A 16,034-nucleotide genomic window follows, 5' to 3' on the forward strand; every position below is an offset into this window, starting at 1 on the left:
CAAGTCATGCGTCCCATTCCGCATCCTGCCGATCCGTCGGATACGCTTCAGTATTTCGCGGCCTTCGTGGAGCTCGTACGGATCCTGCGTGCGGACTGTCCGTGGGACATGAAACAGACGCACGAGTCCATCTCCCATCTCCTGATAGAAGAAGCCTACGAAACGCTGGAAGCCATCTCTTCCGGCAACGACAAGGAATTCTCGAAGGAGCTCGGAGATCTCCTCCTGCACGTCGTCATGCATGGCGTGATGGCCGAGCAGCGCGGTGCCTTCTCGCTGAGGGACGTGATCCATAACGAATTCACCAAGCTCGTGAATCGTCATCCCCACGTTTTCGGCGACGAAGTGGCCGAGAACGAGGCCAAGGTGCTGGAGAACTGGGAAAAGCTCAAGATGAACGAAGGTCGTACGTCGATCCTCGACGGTGTGCCGAAGTCCCTGCCAGCGGCCCTGCGCGCCCAGCGCGTACAGGACAAGGCGGCCAACGTGGGCTTCGACTGGCACGATCGCAGGGACGTATGGGCGAAGGTCGACGAAGAACTGCAGGAGCTGAAGGTCGAGATCGATGCGGACGACAAGGGCGGTGTGAAGCGTGAGTTCGGTGACGTCCTGTTCGCCCTCGTCAATGCGGCGCGTCATGAAGGCATTATCGCCGAGGATTCGCTGCACATGACCATCAATACCTTCATGCGCCGTTTTCAACATATCGAAGCGCGTGCGCGCGAACACAACAGAGCCCTGACCGACATGAATCTGGAAGAGATGGATCGGTACTGGGATGAGGCCAAAAGAGCTGAGAAATGAAGCATATACTGACCCTTGCCTTCCTTCTGTCGATCATCGCGGCCCTTGCCGCCTGCACATCGGATACCAGCGATAAGCGGCCTGCCGACGCAGCCCGCACCACGGGTGACACGGCTGCGGCCGATACCGTGAAGAAGGCGAAACGGCTGAATGCCGACGGTATCGATACCGTGACGTTCAATGTCACGGATACCACCATCACGCTGAAGCAGCAGAACTTCCCGACACCGGGCGGACGGGTCGTGAACGTCATGGTCACCGGCGTGGATTCTCGTCTCGGCGATCCCATGGGCCATGCCGATGCCAACCACCTCGTGCGCTTCTTCCTCGATTCGGGTTTCGTCGAAATCATCTCCATTCCACGCGATACGCCGAGCGATGCCGGATTCGACGATACGACAGGATTGAACAAACTCACGAACGTGCGTGCGAATCGCGGACGCAACTCCTATCTGAAGGCAGTCTGCGAGATCGCCAACGTGCCGAAGATCGACTATTACGTCGAATTCGGATTCTCGCAGGCCATCGGCCTGCTCGAAATGCTCGGATACAAGGACAACGCAGCGAGCACGTTGCGTGTGCTCCGGTCGCGTCAGGCCTATAGCGCCGGAGATTTTCAACGTGTTTATAATCAGGGGCAGTTTATGCGCCAGATCATGCTCAGGCACTTCGAGAAGACGGATGGCCTGATCGGGGATCTCGCCCTGCGAGCCGCACTGGCACTGGTGGAGACGAACCTGTCCTACGATGCCTGCTCGAACGTCCTCGACGAACTGCGCAGCCACGGCTTCGGAACGGATGCCTCACGCGTATGGGTCCGGCTGAAGCCCGCCATGATCTCGAAATTCACGGTCTACGACTTCAGCGTGGAGAACGTCAACGAAATCAACAAACAGATCGATCACAAGATCCATCGTCTCGGTCTGGACAGTGTGCAGATCAACGAGGATACCTACGAACGACGTCTGTCGCGCCTTGTCGAGAAAGCGGCGGCAGACAGCGCCAGGTCACCGGGTAGCGTGATACGTCTGCTGCGCCGTGCATACGAACAGCGTGCCTGGCTTCAGGTGTCGGAACAGGGCAGGCGCCGTCAGTATCGCGATCGTATGTGCGGTCTGCTCGGAAGCGCCTATCGTCGCACGAAGAACCATGCGGCCGCCCAGGCCATCGATTCCTACCTCCAGTTGGAGAACGGCGTCAGCGGAGATAGGTAAGGGGATTCAGCCGTTCACGTCCCCGCCATAACTCGAAGTGGACGAAGGTGCCGTCCACCGACTCGCCGCTCGTCCCCACGAGCGTCCCGGAACGTACGGTGCTACCGCTCCGCACGTTGACCGTGGCGAGATTGGCATAGACGGAGCGGAAACCGTTGTGATGATCGACGATGACGAGGGAGCCGAAGCCGGGCAACCAGCTTACGGACGAAACCTCTCCTGCGCCGACGCACAGGACGCTGGTGCCGAGGGCACACCGGATGTCGATACCGGGATTCTCCAGCACGGTGCCGGTTTCGGGATTACTGTAGCTGCCATATCCATGAACCAGTGCGCGTGAAGCCGTAGGCCACGGAAGGGACTTCGCCCCGAATCCGCCGGTGATCGGTCCTCCCGTCGATACATCGTCTTCCATGGGCTGGTTTCCTGGCTTCGCCGACGCACGTGGCGTCTTCTTCGAGTTCCGCGCCAGGGCTTCCCTGCGCTTCCTTTCGCGCTCCGCGGCGCGTGCGGCTTCACGCGCACGACGATCGCGCTCGGCGCGGGCCACCAGATCTCCGATGATCGAGCGCATACGTTGCGCGCTTTCCTTCTTCTTCTGCAGTTCCTGTACCAGCAGGCGTTTGTCGGACTGGATACGGCGTATCTGCTTCTGGCTGCCCGCGATGGTGGAGGAAAGGCGCTGCTGTTCCTGTTCCTTGGATGTCAGGACCTGATTCTTCGTCGTCGCATACTCGTTCAGCAGTTCCTGCTGTGAGGCCAGGGAATCGCGGAGACTCGACATGCGTGCGCGATAGGCCGAGACCTGTGCCGAGATGGAGCGGAAAAGTTCGTTCGTCGTCGTGGAGCGGGGCGGAAGGCCTTTCCGCGTGGCGCGCAGTTCGATGAGACTGCGTGCCGCACGTTCATAGGCGTCTTCCGTCTTCTGCAATGCATTCCGTGTGGAGGCGATCTGCGTTTCCAGTGTCGATGCCGAATCCTGCAGGGACTGAAGTTCAGCTTCGAGCGTGGCGATGAAGGAAGATACCCTGTGCTGCTGACGCTGGGCCGAGCCGAGAGTCCGCATGGCCTTCGACTCGTTGCCGCTCAGGGCATCGATCTTCTTCTTCGTTGCCGTGATCGATGAACGCAGGCGTTCCAGCTCACGCTTCTTCGTCGAGATCTGCGACTGCGCCGAAAGTGGTACGCAGTACGCTGCAAGCAGCATGCAGATGACGGTGAAGAGCGTATGGCGTGCGGAATACCTGGTCATATCGTGATTCAGAACTCTTCGGTGCGTTCCCGCTTGATCTTCGCGCCGAGCGAATTCAGCTTCTTCTCGACGGATTCGTAGCCGCGGTCGAGATGGTAGACGCGCAGGATTTCCGAACGTCCTTCGGCGATGAGCGCTGCCATCACGAGGCTGACGCTTGCGCGCAGGTCACTCGACATCACCGCTGCACCCGTGAGAGGACGACCACCCTTGATGATGGCCGTGTTCTCGACGACTTCGACGTCGGCACCGAGACGATGGAGTTCGGGAACGTAGCCGAAGCGCGTGGGATAGATGTTGTCCGTGATGCGCGCCGCACCCTTGGCGCGCAGCATGAAGGCCGCCCACTGTGCCTGCGTGTCGGTCGGGAAACCCGGATACGGTGCCGTCGTGATGTCGACCGGATTGGGGTCGTCGTTCATCGTGATGCGTACCGTCTCACCGGTGATGTCCAGTTCGCAGCCGGCATCCTCGAGTTTCTGGATGACGGACGTGAGGTGATAGGGGTTGACGTTGTCGAGGATGACGTCGCCCTTCGTCATCGCGGCGGCGATGAGGAACGTGGCGGCTTCGATGCGGTCGGGAATCGTCTCTTCGTTGACGGCATGGAGGTCGTCCACGCCTTCGATCTCGAGCGTCGTCGTGCCGATACCGTCGATCTTCGCGCCCATCTTCACCAGCATGCGTGCGAGGGACGTCACTTCGGGTTCGACGGCCGCATTGGTCAGCGTGGTGTGCCCCTTGGCCAGCACGGCTGCGGTGAGGATGTTGACCGTGGCTCCGACGCTGGAGATGTCGAAGTGGAAACGCGCTCCCTCGAGTCGGGGGCTCTTCGCGATGATGTAACCACCTTCGAGGCTGATCTCCGCGCCGAGTTTCTCCAGACCCTTGAGGTGGAGGTCGACGGGGCGGGGACCGAAGTTGCAGCCACCCGGCATGGACACGCGCGCCTCGCCGTAGCGTGCCACGAGCGGCCCGAGTACGTAGATCGACGCCCGCATCTTCTTCACGTGATCGTACGGAGCTTCATGACTCGTGATGTTGGTCGAGTCGAGCAGGAGCGTGTTGTTGTTCAGTTCCGCATGGACACCCATCGAGCCGAGCAGGCGGCTCATCGTCCATACGTCACGATTGTTCGGCGTATTTCCCAGATGGTAGACGCCCGGAGCCAGCAGGCAGGTAGGCAGCAGAGCCAGGGAAGCGTTCTTCGCTCCCGAAATCGACACGCGGCCCTGAAGCCGCACGGGGCCTTCGACGATGAATTTGTCCATGGATGATCGGCAACCGAAAAGTGTGGGCATCGGCGCGTGACGGATATGCCGCTTCGGCGCCGGACGAATGCTGCAAAGATAGTGAGCGATGGAACGAACGGCAGGTATCCTTCATTGTCGTTAGACGTTTTTTGCCGAAGTTCGTGCGCTCCGTTAGAGGTGCTGCCCGAAGTACGGGCGGCTGAGATCATACTCTGGTACCTGATCCGGATAATGCCGGCGAAGGGAAACGGAATCCTTCCTTCAAGGATATCCTGCCTACCGTTCTAACGGACGTTCTCTTGTGTCACACACACTCAGGGACCGTCCCATGTCTCCACGTCTTGCCCTTGCCGCCACGGTGCTGGCGGCCTGTTTCACTCCATCCATTGCGGCCGCTGCCGAAGCCGATTCAGTCCGCAGTCAACGCGATACGATCCGTATCTATTCGGTGCCGAGCATGACCGTCACCACGCTCCGTGCGCGAGAACGGCAGACGCCCGTCGTCTTCAGCGAGATCACCCGGGCGGACCTCGATCTCTCCCATACGGTGAACGATCTGCCGAAGCTGCTGGCCGACATGCCGTCGACGATGTTCTATTCCGAGAACGGCAACGCCGTAGGCTACAGTAATCTGTCCATCCGGGGCTTCGATCAGCGCCGCATCGCCGTTCTGGTGAATGGTATTCCGCAGAACGATCCCGAAGACCACAACGTCTACTGGATCAACTTTCCCGATCTCGCGAGCAACGTCGAGAACATCCAGGTCCAGCGCGGTGCCGGGATGGTCAACTACGGAGCCGCCGCCATCGGCGGCAGCGTGAACCTCACCACGTCGAACTTCGCGAGCCAGCGCCAGGTCAAGATCACGACCGGTGTGGGCTGGCAGGAAGGCCTGCCGTCGGCACAGAATACCGTCGATCCCTTCACGCGCAGTGTCCAGCCGGCCCTTGCGAAGTATTCGCTGGAAGTATCGTCGGGAATGATCGACCGCTATGCCGTCTACGGCCGTATCTCGCGCATCAACTCGCAAGGCTATCGTGACCAGTCGTTCTCCGAACTCACCAGCTGGTTCTTCAGCGCGGCCCGTTTCGACGATCATGTGACGACGCAGATCAACGTCTTCGGCGGGCCTGTCGCGGATGGCCTGGCCTATACGGGACTTCCGAAGGAATGGGCGCTCGATCCAATCCTGCGTCGCCGGAATCTCAGCGACTTCGGCTACGAAGCCGACGGCCGCACGTTGTCCTATACGGCCACGCGCCGGCCACAGGAAGTGGAGAACTTCTCGCAGCCCCACTATGAATTGCTGAACGACTGGGATATCGCCGAGGGCCTCACCTTCAAGTCGTCGCTGTTCTACTACTCCGGTGAAGGCTTCTTCGACTACGATGCTTCCTGGGCCTCGGCCAGCTCCTTCGGTATCGACCCGACGAAGGCTCCCGGCTTCGCCAACGCCATCGTACGGGCCAACGTCGACAATCGTCATGGGGGCTGGATCCCGCGTATCGTGTGGGACAATGCCTACGGCCAGTTGACCGCCGGTGCCGAGTTCCGCATCCATCGCAGCGATCACTGGGGCAAGATCCGCTATGCAGAAGGTCTCCCCGAAGGCTACGATCCGGATGCCAAGTTCTATTCGTACAATGGCGCCCGCGACGTGATCTCCGGCTTCGCACGTCAGGTATGGGCCGTGGCCGACGACTTCACGGTGAACACCGAACTCCAGGTGGTATCGCATCGATACAATCTCTCCAATGAACGTCGTAACGGCGAATTCACGCAGTATGACGGCGTCGACGGAGTCGTGGGCAACGGCGGCGACCTCTTCAACGTCCATTACCTCTTCGCCAATCCGCGCATCGGCGCCAACTGGAACATCAACGAAGAACAGAATGCCTTCGTCGCAGTGGCCTATACGTCACGCGAGCCTCGCCGCAACAACCTCTATGCGGCATCCGATTCGTGGTACGGTCCTACGCCCCGCTTCGCCGTCGATACGACGGGCGGCGTCACACGCTACGATTTCAGCAAGCCCCTCGTCAAGCCCGAGCACATGCTCGATATCGAAGCGCAGTGGGCGATCGCCGTCGGACGCTTCAAGGGCAGCGTGACCGGATACTACATGAACTTCACCGACGAGCTCGTGAAGAACGGCCAGCGTGACATCTTCGGTCTGCCCATCGAAGGCAACGCCCCGCGCACCGTGCACATGGGCCTGGAGTTCCAGGCCTCGGCCATGGTGCTGTCGTCCGCCTCCGCGGGTGCACTGCAGGTATGGGGTAATCTTTCGATCAGCCGGAACAGGATCGTGGACTTCACCTTCGTCACGGACGCTTCGACGATGTCGCTGAAGGACAATCCGATCGCCGGTTTTCCGGATCTGCTCGCCAATGTCGGGCTCACGTATTCCGTCGGCGATCTCCGTGCGATCGCCACGTTGAAGCATATGGGCAGGATGTATACCGATAACTTCGGTGATCGTAACCGTTCGGAAGAATACCGGACGATGGTGCTGAATGCCACCGGTTATGACGATAACCTGATCGATGCCGCGACGGTCGTGAACCTCAACGCATCGTATGCGATACTGAAGTCCGTACGGCTGAATATTCAGGTCAACAACCTCTTCGATCATCGCTACATCGCCGGCGGAAACGGCAAGGAATTCTTCCCGGCGGCACAACGAAATATCTTCGTCGGTGCGGAGCTTGTCCTCTAGGCGTATATTCGCGCCCTATGAAGAGACACTCCATTCCCGTGACGGCACAATGTGCCTACGAAGGTCCCAACGGTCGTTGCAAGCGTATGACGACGATTACCCATCCGTACTGCGGCAAGCATACGCAGGACGTATACGGACTGAAGGTCGCGAAGAGCAATATCCCGGGCGCAGGTCTGGGATTGTTCGCCCTGCGTCCCTTCGCTCTGGGAGAACATATCGTCGAATATTACGGCGAGAAGATGACGCAGAAGGAGTATAACCTCAAATACGACGACGACGCGCTCGGAGCCTACGGCATCGAGCTCAACAGCAGGTACGTCCTCGACGCTGCGAAGACGTCATGTGGTATCGCACGCTATGCGTGCGACTATCATGGCTCGCGCCGCAAGCCCAATGCGGAATACGTTTCCGACAAGGGGCGCATCTGGGTCGTCGCCGTCCGTCCGATCAAGGCCGGAGACGAGATCCTGACGGACTACGGAGATGAAATGCACAGGGCTCTAGGATTGAAGTAATGCCGCGAGGATCGGTCCGGGGCGTACTTCGCCCGATCTGAAGTGGAGAGCCTGACGACGAAGGTCGTTGAAGAAATAGGACAGGACAACCATGGTGCCGTGACGATCCGACAGCTCCATGCCGGTGATGTGAAAGCCGGCCTTGAGTTTCGGAACGATCACGGCATTGTTTGTCGCGGCATGCCGGCTGTAGGCGACCTGGAAGCCGTGTTCACCCAGGTTGCGCAGCACATGAGGTAGCAGGGCGGAGTAGAGACCTTTTCCCCGGTGCTCCCGCTCGATGGCCGTGTTGCACATGTAGAACCGCTCGGCATTCTCCTGGAATCCGTAGGTCCAGCCGATGAATCGGCGGCCATGGCGAATGGCCCATCGTATCGAATACATCGCAGGCATGTCCTGCGCCAGCTCGCGTTTCCGCTGACGCTCCTGCGCACTGAGCGCCGCTTCCGCATCGAATTCGAGGCTATGAGGAAACATCTCGGCACGGCGTTCGCGGAACAGTGCTCCGAACGTGGCCGGATCGACATCGACCAGCGTATATCCCGGCAGCAGACGGATCGTTTTCATGGTTACCAGTACCGTACGGTGAATGCGACCTTCGTCGAACGTCCCTTGTTGTCGAGACAGCTCACCTCGTGACGTCCCTTGCCCGGTTCGATGAAGACGACGCCCGACGAAGGAGCGGAGGTGAGGAAGACATCGTCAAGATACCAATAGACCGTCTCGACGTCGTTCATCGTTGCGCAACGCAATTGTAGCCTGGACTCGCCGTCGGTCTCGAGGATGTATTCCTTCCCGGGTAACGGGCTCACGATGCCGATGGTTCCATCGGTGAACATCCGTGTGCACGATGGATTGTGCGGAGGAGGGATGCGTACGGGAATGTTCTCACCGCGATAGAAGGCGAGGAGGGGAGGGGGTAGATCGGGATAGATGACGCGCCGATAGCCCGTCGGGGGGAGACACGAGGTGCAGTAACTCATGCGGCCGTCCGCGCTGATCGCCATCTCCCTGAGATGTTCGCACCGCTTGCCGCTGGAGACGCCGGGATGGTAGACGTCGATGATGCGGTCCTGACAGGAATCCGCCGGCAGAAGGCCCGTTACGCTGCAGACAAGGCGCTCGTCGAGTTCCTGCGGCATGGCCGTCCACCGGTCATCCTGCGAACGGTCGATGGTGTTGACGATGTCGAAGAGCAATGGCGTGGCGCTCGTCGATCCCGTGAGGTCCTGGACACCGTTGCCGCTGAAGTTGCCCACCCATACGCCGATCGTGTAGCGTCTGTTGTAGCCGATGCTCCACGCATCCCTGCGTCCGTACGAGGTGCCGGTCTTCCATGCGATCTTCGGTATGCGCGCTCCGGCCTCCACGCCGTTCGGAAGATCGGGCCGCGTGAGCTGCGTGAGGCTTTCGGTGACGATCCATGCGGCGCCCGGACTGAGCAGGCGTACGGTGTCGGACGATCGTGGGGTGCCGTGGATCCATCGCAGGGGACGTATCTCGCCTTCATGGGCGAGGCCCGCGTAGAGGCGGACGAGTTCGTCCAGACGCGTGCCGCATCCACCGAGGATGACGGACAGACCGAGGTCCTTCCTCTTCCGTCCGATCGACGTGCATCCTGCACGCGCCAGGGCATCGACGAAGGCCGCGACGCCCACCTGATGGAGCGTCGTCACGGCCGGTACGTTCAGCGAACGTGCCAGAGCCTGCTCCATCGATACGGCACCGTTGAAGTGGCGGTCGTAGTTCTCCGGTGCGTAGCCGTCATAGTTCACCGGGACGTCGGAAAGCATCGTCTTCGGTGTGAGCAGGCCGCGGTCGAAGGCCATGCCGTAGACGAAGGGCTTCAGCGTGGAACCCGGTGACCGTACGGCCCGTACTCCGTCTACCTGCCCCGAGTGCTCGACGTCGGTGGGGTCGGCGGAGCCGACGTAGGCCACGACATCCATCGTCCTGTTGTCCACGACGACGACGGACGCATTGTAGATGCCGTAGGGGCGCAGGCGCTGGATATGATTGTAGGCCAGCGTTTCCACCTGGTCCTGCATCTCCGCGCGGATGGTGGAACGGATCGTCACGGCATTGGGGTCGGCCTGACGGAGCCGCACGGCGAGATGCCATGCCTTGCGAGGCGTCTCGATACGGCGTACGACGAGCGGCTCGCGGACGGCGTCGTCGTAGTCGTCCTGGCCTATCTCACCGTCGTCGTACATCAGGCGCAGCCAGCGGTCTCGCTCGTTCTGGAGGGCCCCGTTCGCAGCGCCGAGACGTAACGAGGTCGGACGGTTGGGAATGATGGCCAGCGTCGTGATCTCACCAAGGCTGAGGCGCTTCGGCATCTTGTCGAAGAAGAGCACGGATGCTGCCTTCACGCCCTCTATATTGCCGCCGTAGGGAACCAGGTTGAGGTAGAGCCGCAGGATCTCGTCCTTCGAATGATGCAGTTCGAGCTGGAATGAATGGACGATTTCGAGGACCTTGTTGTACCAGGTTCGAGGTTTGGGATTGAGAAGGCGCGCGACCTGCATCGTGATCGTCGATGCACCCGACGTTCTTTTCCCCGTCGTAACATTATTCCATGCTGCACGTAGGAGGGCCCCGGGATTGACGCCGGGATGCCAGCGGAACCACTTGTCCTCCTTGTAGATGATGGTCATGCGCAGGTCTTCGGAAATGTCGTCGAGTTCGGTGGGAAGCCGCCATTTGTCGTCGGAACTCAAGAATATCGTCAGAACTCGTCCGTCAACGTCGGTCACTGCACGCGCATAGGGGATGTCGGTCCTGAACGGAACGATCAGGTCCCAGCACAGGAACAGGAGCAGTGGTGAAAGGACCAGGAGCGTCCGGCGGCCCCATCGGGAATTGATGACGGATCGTAAAGCATTCACGACACGAAAATCCTGTATTTTTGATCCAATACCACTATTCGATACGGAATCATGGGAGCGAAATTCGTTTCCAATAAGGATGAGACGGTGAGGCTGTTCAAGAACCCCGTTCTTGAATACTTCTCCCACATCCATTGGTGGCTGCCAGCGGTTGTCTATGTACCGGTGCTCACCGCTGCCGCCGTTCTCAGCATCATGGCAACGTCCATTCTGGCGACCATAGGTGTCTTTCTCGGCGGTATCCTGTTATGGACCCTGACGGAATACGTCATCCACCGGTTCGCCTTCCACATCCATCCGACGTCCGACCTCGGCAAGAAGCTGCACTTCCTCGTCCACGGCGTGCACCACGACTATCCGCGCGACTCCACGCGCCTCGTGATGCCGTTGCTTGTCAGCGTGCCGTTGGCGATATTGTTCTTCGTCCTGTTCAGGACGGTGGCAGCTCCCTATCATATGGGGCTGTTCAGCGGGTTCCTGTTCGGCTACGTGGCGTACGACACGATCCACTACGCCACGCATCACTGGAACATGAACAACAAGGCGGGACGATTCCTCAAGGAATATCACATGAAGCACCACTATGTCGATGAACAGACGGCATACGGTGTGAGCAATCCGTTGTGGGACTACGTGTTCAACACGGTACCGGAATGGGCGCGTCAGCGTGCGCGTCGGCAGAAGAAGATCACTACGTAAACGAAGGACGACTATCCATGGCCCTCAATAACGACGCCATCCTGACCGTAGCCCGCAACGTGGCGGCCGGTGTACAATCCGTGGAGCATCACGGTGACTTCACCCTCATCGTACGGAACGAGGAACTGATCGACGTGCTGTCGGAACTCAAGGAAAATCCGGCCATGCGCTTCGATCAGCTCATCGACGTCACGGCCATCGACTGGGCGCGTCCGACGGATCGTTTCGAAGTCGTCTACTTCCTCTATTCGATTCCCAACAAGACGCATTTGCGCGTGAAAACCGCCGTTCAGGAACGTCATCCCCATGTTCCGTCGACGGTCGAACTCTGGGAAAGCGCCAACTGGTACGAGCGCGAAGCCTACGACATGTACGGTATCATCTTCGACGGACATCCCGACCTGCGCCGCTTCTACATGCCCGAGGACTTCATGGACGAGCAGGGTGAACCTCTCTATCCGCTGCGCAAGGATTTCCCGCTGATGGGCCTTCCCGGCTCGCTGCCGCTGCCGGAAAAGCCCGAAGCCAGGAACAATTAATCGGCCTGGAGCCAGGTGATGGCGTCGGCCAGCGTCGGATGGAATTCGAACAGGTATTCGATCTGCGAGATACGGAACAGGTTGCGTACCTGATCCTGCATGCCGACGAGGATGACGAAGCCTTCCGCTTCCGACATCTGGCGATGTGCCAGCAGGAGCGAACTCAGGCCCTGTGAATCGCAGAAATGTACCATCGACATGTCGATGACGAGGGCCTTGACGTTCGGCTGACACAGGATCAGCAGCTCGCTCTTCACTTCGGGGGCGTTGGTGGAATCGAGTGACGGTTCCTTGATGGTGAAGATGACGAGTTCATCGTCCTGTTCTACGGAAAACTTCATGGTGAGCGTACTGCGGGGGATGGAACAATCGACGCGGCAAATATCCCAAAAAAACGGCGTATGCAATCCATTCTCGTGATCAGGCTGTCGTCGATGGGTGACGTGATCCTCGCCACACCACTGATACGACAGCTCCGGCATACCTATCCCGATGCTATCATCGACGTCGCCGTGGCGAGTCGCTTCGCCGGTGTCCACGCCGACAATCCCCGCATCCGGAAGGTGTGGAAGATCGAGCCCCGTACCAGCCCCGACCCCGAACTGGACGACGTGAAACTCGCCATGCGCGAATCCGTGCCAGGCGGTCACTACGACCTCGTCGTCGACCTGCAGAACAACTTCCGTTCCGCCGCTCTGCGCAAGGGACTCGGCCGGGACGCCGTGCGGGCACCGAAGCATCGTCTCGAGAAACTCGCCCTCGTCTATCTCAAACGGCGTCCGCAGCCCATCATCCCCGTCGTGGCGCGGTACCGCAAGTCCGTGGCCCATCTGCCGCTGGCATTCGACAGCGACGGTCCGGAAGTATGGCTGCCCGAAGAGAGGACGCTCGGCTACTATCCGCCCGATGCCCATACCGCTGTCGTTCGCGGTCGTATCGCCGTCGCTCCTGGTGCCCATCATGCCACGAAACGCTGGCCGGCCGTACGTTTCGCCGAATTGTGTCGCCGTCTTGTGGAGGAGCAGGGCCTGGTGCCCGTCCTGGTGGGAGGGCCGGACGACCGGGAACTGTGCGACGGAATCGCCGCATCGAGTGGCGTTCCGGTGGAGCGCGCCGATGGAATCGGCGGCATCCAGGACACTGCGCGCGTTCTCGATACCTGCGACGCCATCGTCACGAACGACACGGGTGTGATGCATCTGGCATCGGCACGGCGTTTGCCTGTCGTAGCCATATTCGGGTCGACCGTTCCCGAGCTCGGCTTCGCACCGTATGGCGTTCGTCACGTCATCGTGCAGCATGATCTCGGTTGCAGGCCCTGCAGTCATATCGGGCGGGCGGCATGTCCCAAAGGTCACTTCCTGTGCATGAACGGCATCACCGTGCAGGAAGTCCTGGAGGCACTGCAGAAGCCGTAGATTTGCCCATCATCATCCACGATCCGCTCGTATGCAATCAATCGGTGTAGTCCTGATCGGCGCAGGGAACATTGCGCAGAACATCCATCTTCCGATCCTCGCCGCCATGCCCGGCGTCAAGCTGCTGGGCATCGCCGATCGCCAGATCTCGAAGGCGCGGATCCTCGCGGAACGGTACAAGGTGCCCCATGCCGTGCGGACCGTCGAGGACGCACTGGCTATACCCGGTGTCCAGGCCGTGGTGGTGACGACGAGTACGGACGGGCACCACGACGTGGCCCTGCAGGCCATCCAGGCCGGTAAGGACGTCTTCGTGGAACGCCCCGTCGGCCGTACGCTGCAGGAGGCGATGGACATCAAGGTCGCGGCACAGGAGCACAACGTCCAGGTCATGGTGGGAATGAATCACCGCTTCCGCCCGGACGTCGTCAACATGAAGAATGCCGTGGACCGTGGCGACATCGGTCCCGTCTTCTACGTCAAGGCCGGCTGGGTGAAGCAGCGGAGCACGGATGCCCGATGGCTCGCGCAGGCCGACAAGAGCGGCGGCGGAGTGCTGATCGATCTCGGCATCACCGTCATCGACATGATTCTCCACGTCTTCAACTTCGGCCGCGTACGCAGCGTCGTGGGCAGCACCTTCCACCACGAGACGAAGAGCGTCGAGGACGTCGTCGTGGCCATGCTGCATTTCGAGAACGGCAGCGTCGCCACGGTCGAAACGAGCTGGTCCCTCATGCGTGCCGAAGACCTCTACTACTGCAACGTCTTCGGAAAGAAGGGCAGCGCCTTCATCAATCCGTTCAAGCTCGTCAAGCGTCAGGGCAACACCTTCAATACGACCACTCCGGCTCCGCCGAAGTCGCAACAGCAGCAGCTCGTCTACCGCAAGAGCTATGAAGCCGAGCTCAAGCACTTCGTGAACGCCGTGAAGGGTCTGGTGCCGATGATCTCCACCGTCGGCGAGGCTGTCGAGCGTATGAAGATCGTCGAAGCCCTCTATGCCAGCGCGGAACTTCAGCGCGAAATCGTCATTCCATAGCGCCTGGTGCGCATCCTTCGGGAAAACCGGTGCATATCCGCGCAGGGCGGTGGATAACCCGCACCGGACAGGTGAACAACCGGAGACGACGCAGTGCATAACGATGCGGATCCGCTGTAGAATGGGTCAGCAACGGTGTGCTGCCGGCGCCGTTTCCTTTTGATAAACTTGCAGTCTTGCATTCCGCCCGACGAACACACTCACAGCATATCATCGGCAGTCCTCCATGGCATCGAACGATCGCACGAAACGACCCTCCACGGCAGCACAGGTATTGGCACTCGACGAACTGACGGGACACATACCACCGCATTCGACGGATGCGGAAGTGGCCGTGCTCGGTGCCATGCTGGTGGACAAGGACGCGGTGAGCAAGGTCGTGGAAGTGCTCGATCCCGACTGCTTCTATCACGACAAGCATCAGACGATCTTCACGGCCATGATCGCCATGTTCGAGCGCGGGGTGCAAATCGACCTCGTGACCCTGAACAACGAGCTGAGCCGTAACGGAACGCTGGAGCGGGTGGGCGGCATGTATACGCTCACCGACATCTCCGCGCGGACGGTCACGGCCGCGAACGTCGAACATCATGCGCGCATCGTTCTCGAACGCTACCTGAAGCGCCAGTTGATCAAGGTCGCCGGTGAGATCATCACCGACTGCTACGACGAAACGTCCGACGCACTGGATGAAGTGGACCGTGCCGAGCAGCGCATCTTCGACGTGGCCGAGAAACGTCTGAAGCGCTCCTATTCGGGCATGAAGAAGCTCACCAAGGAAGCCATCGAGCGCATCTTCGCCCTGGCCTCCGGTGACGGTAACGGCGTGACGGGCGTACCTACGGGCTTCACCGCGCTGGACGAGAAGTTGAGCGGACTGCAGCCGTCGGATCTCATCATTGTCGCGGCGCGGCCATCGATGGGAAAGACGGCCTTCGCGCTGAGCATCGCCCGCGAAGCTGCCCGCGAAGGTCATGCCGTGGGCTTCTTCTCGCTCGAAATGTCCGCACAACAGCTCGTCTTGCGTCTGATCTCGGCCGATGCCGAGGTCAATCTGCAGGCCCTGCGCTCCGGCCGTCTGTCGCAGAAGGAAATGCACGACATCGTGGCGCGCATCGACAAGCTGATGAACGCCCCGATCTACATCGACGATTCGGCCGCCCTGTCGCCCGTGGAGTTCAGGGCGAAGTGCCGGCGGATGAAAATGGAGCACAAGATCGAGCTCATCATCGTCGACTACCTCCAGCTCATGCATGCCCCGAAGGCGGAGAGCCGTGAACGCGAAATCTCCGTCATTTCCCATACGCTCAAGCAGGTGGCCAAGGAATTGAACATTCCTATCGTGGCCCTTTCGCAGTTGAACCGTACGCTCGAGCAACGTGCCGACAAACGTCCGATGCTCTCCGACCTTCGTGAATCAGGATCGATCGAGCAGGATGCCGACGTCGTGATGTTCGTGCACCGCCCGGAATACTACAAGATCGAGACGTTCGAGGACGGACGTTCGACGGAGAACATCGCCGAAATCATCGTCGGCAAGCAGCGGAACGGTCCCGTAGGCGACGTACGCCTCCATTACAACAAGGAGCTGGCCCGGTTCCACAATCTCAGTTATCACGACGCTCAGTTCGATTCGGGGAACGACCACGGCTTCATCGGTGGGGGACCCGACGTTCCGTTCTGATCCT

General features: G+C 60.1%; 14 protein-coding genes and 1 other annotated feature. Of the genes, 9 read left to right on the forward strand and 5 right to left on the reverse strand.

Annotated features, from left to right (window positions below; translation table 11 throughout):
* Positions 1–6 precede the first annotated feature (6 nt).
* Positions 7–804 carry a nucleoside triphosphate pyrophosphohydrolase gene (locus BGO89_10230; GenBank protein ID OJX56894.1) on the forward strand — a complete coding sequence of 266 codons (798 nt, stop codon included), beginning with the start codon at positions 7–9 and terminating at the stop codon, positions 802–804.
* Complete coding sequence (locus tag BGO89_10235; GenBank protein OJX56895.1) at positions 801–2,018, forward strand: hypothetical protein; 1,218 nt, start codon at positions 801–803, stop codon at positions 2,016–2,018. The genes BGO89_10230 and BGO89_10235 overlap by 4 nt, the downstream gene beginning before the upstream one ends.
* Here the strand turns inward: BGO89_10235 and BGO89_10240 are convergent.
* Positions 2,002–3,270: a hypothetical protein gene (locus BGO89_10240; GenBank protein ID OJX56896.1), complete on the reverse strand. Its 1,269-nt coding sequence runs from the start codon at positions 3,268–3,270 to the stop codon at positions 2,002–2,004. The two genes, BGO89_10235 and BGO89_10240, sit on opposite strands and share 17 nt — an antisense overlap.
* An 8-nt stretch (positions 3,271–3,278) precedes the next feature.
* Entirely contained in the window at positions 3,279–4,541 is a 1,263-nt protein-coding gene (locus BGO89_10245) for a UDP-N-acetylglucosamine 1-carboxyvinyltransferase (protein ID OJX56897.1), read from the reverse strand.
* A gap of 145 nt (positions 4,542–4,686) precedes the next feature.
* Positions 4,687–4,786: a binding site (TPP riboswitch), on the forward strand.
* A 65-nt stretch (positions 4,787–4,851) separates the two neighbouring features.
* Here BGO89_10245 and BGO89_10250 point away from each other — a divergent pair.
* Both BGO89_10250 and BGO89_10255 read left to right on the forward strand, forming a co-directional pair.
* Entirely contained in the window at positions 4,852–7,242 is a 2,391-nt protein-coding gene (locus BGO89_10250) for a hypothetical protein (GenBank protein ID OJX56898.1), read from the forward strand.
* 38 nt (positions 7,243–7,280) lie between these two features.
* On the forward strand, positions 7,281–7,760 hold the full coding sequence (locus BGO89_10255) for a hypothetical protein (GenBank protein ID OJX56899.1): 480 nt from the start codon (positions 7,281–7,283) through the stop codon (positions 7,758–7,760).
* Here the strand turns inward: BGO89_10255 and BGO89_10260 are convergent.
* Both BGO89_10260 and BGO89_10265 read right to left on the reverse strand, forming a co-directional pair.
* On the reverse strand, positions 7,746–8,327 hold the full coding sequence (locus BGO89_10260) for a hypothetical protein (GenBank protein OJX56900.1): 582 nt from the start codon (positions 8,325–8,327) through the stop codon (positions 7,746–7,748). The genes BGO89_10255 and BGO89_10260 overlap by 15 nt on opposite strands.
* Before the next feature lie 2 nt (positions 8,328–8,329).
* Positions 8,330–10,666, reverse strand: a complete 2,337-nt coding sequence (locus BGO89_10265; protein OJX57349.1) for a penicillin-binding protein 1C — start codon at positions 10,664–10,666, stop codon at positions 8,330–8,332.
* Positions 10,667–10,699: 33 nt separating this feature from the next.
* Between BGO89_10265 and BGO89_10270 the strand changes: the two genes are divergently transcribed.
* Positions 10,700–11,347, forward strand: coding sequence for a hypothetical protein (locus BGO89_10270; GenBank protein OJX57350.1), 648 nt, complete (start codon positions 10,700–10,702; stop codon positions 11,345–11,347).
* 17 nt (positions 11,348–11,364) lie between these two features.
* On the forward strand, positions 11,365–11,886 hold the full coding sequence (locus tag BGO89_10275) for a hypothetical protein (protein ID OJX56901.1): 522 nt from the start codon (positions 11,365–11,367) through the stop codon (positions 11,884–11,886).
* Here the strand turns inward: BGO89_10275 and BGO89_10280 are convergent.
* Positions 11,883–12,227: a hypothetical protein gene (locus tag BGO89_10280; GenBank protein OJX56902.1), complete on the reverse strand. Its 345-nt coding sequence runs from the start codon at positions 12,225–12,227 to the stop codon at positions 11,883–11,885. The genes BGO89_10275 and BGO89_10280 overlap by 4 nt on opposite strands.
* Positions 12,228–12,287: 60 nt before the next feature.
* On the opposite strand from BGO89_10280, the gene BGO89_10285 reads away from it, so the two are divergent.
* From BGO89_10285 to BGO89_10295, 3 genes are all read left to right on the forward strand, one after another.
* Positions 12,288–13,304 carry a hypothetical protein gene (locus tag BGO89_10285; protein OJX56903.1) on the forward strand — a complete coding sequence of 339 codons (1,017 nt, stop codon included), beginning with the start codon at positions 12,288–12,290 and terminating at the stop codon, positions 13,302–13,304.
* Between the two features lie 31 nt (positions 13,305–13,335).
* Positions 13,336–14,346 (forward strand): hypothetical protein, encoded by a 1,011-nt coding sequence (locus BGO89_10290; GenBank protein OJX56904.1) that lies wholly within the window; start codon positions 13,336–13,338, stop codon positions 14,344–14,346.
* A gap of 226 nt (positions 14,347–14,572) precedes the next feature.
* Positions 14,573–16,030, forward strand: a complete 1,458-nt coding sequence (locus BGO89_10295) for a replicative DNA helicase (protein ID OJX56905.1) — start codon at positions 14,573–14,575, stop codon at positions 16,028–16,030.
* Positions 16,031–16,034 lie beyond the last annotated feature (4 nt).

The sequence above is a fragment of the Candidatus Kapaibacterium thiocyanatum genome (assembly GCA_001899175.1).
In the GTDB taxonomy this organism is placed as follows: Bacteria; Bacteroidota; Ignavibacteria; order Kapaibacteriales; family Kapaibacteriaceae; genus Kapaibacterium; species Kapaibacterium thiocyanatum.

What these genes read in the sequence shown, in the direction of transcription:
- BGO89_10230 (OJX56894.1), top strand. Translation starts at nt 7, where the DNA reads ATGCGTCCCATTCCGCATCCTGCCGATCCGTCGGATACGCTTCAGTAT.
- BGO89_10235 (OJX56895.1), top strand. Translation starts at nt 801, where the DNA reads ATGAAGCATATACTGACCCTTGCCTTCCTTCTGTCGATCATCGCGGCC.
- BGO89_10240 (OJX56896.1), bottom strand. Translation starts at nt 3,270, where the DNA reads ATGACCAGGTATTCCGCACGCCATACGCTCTTCACCGTCATCTGCATG.
- BGO89_10245 (OJX56897.1), bottom strand. Translation starts at nt 4,541, where the DNA reads ATGGACAAATTCATCGTCGAAGGCCCCGTGCGGCTTCAGGGCCGCGTG.
- BGO89_10250 (OJX56898.1), top strand. Translation starts at nt 4,852, where the DNA reads ATGTCTCCACGTCTTGCCCTTGCCGCCACGGTGCTGGCGGCCTGTTTC.
- BGO89_10260 (OJX56900.1), bottom strand. Translation starts at nt 8,327, where the DNA reads ATGAAAACGATCCGTCTGCTGCCGGGATATACGCTGGTCGATGTCGAT.
- BGO89_10270 (OJX57350.1), top strand. Translation starts at nt 10,700, where the DNA reads ATGGGAGCGAAATTCGTTTCCAATAAGGATGAGACGGTGAGGCTGTTC.
- BGO89_10275 (OJX56901.1), top strand. Translation starts at nt 11,365, where the DNA reads ATGGCCCTCAATAACGACGCCATCCTGACCGTAGCCCGCAACGTGGCG.
- BGO89_10280 (OJX56902.1), bottom strand. Translation starts at nt 12,227, where the DNA reads ATGAAGTTTTCCGTAGAACAGGACGATGAACTCGTCATCTTCACCATC.
- BGO89_10285 (OJX56903.1), top strand. Translation starts at nt 12,288, where the DNA reads ATGCAATCCATTCTCGTGATCAGGCTGTCGTCGATGGGTGACGTGATC.
- BGO89_10290 (OJX56904.1), top strand. Translation starts at nt 13,336, where the DNA reads ATGCAATCAATCGGTGTAGTCCTGATCGGCGCAGGGAACATTGCGCAG.
- BGO89_10295 (OJX56905.1), top strand. Translation starts at nt 14,573, where the DNA reads ATGGCATCGAACGATCGCACGAAACGACCCTCCACGGCAGCACAGGTA.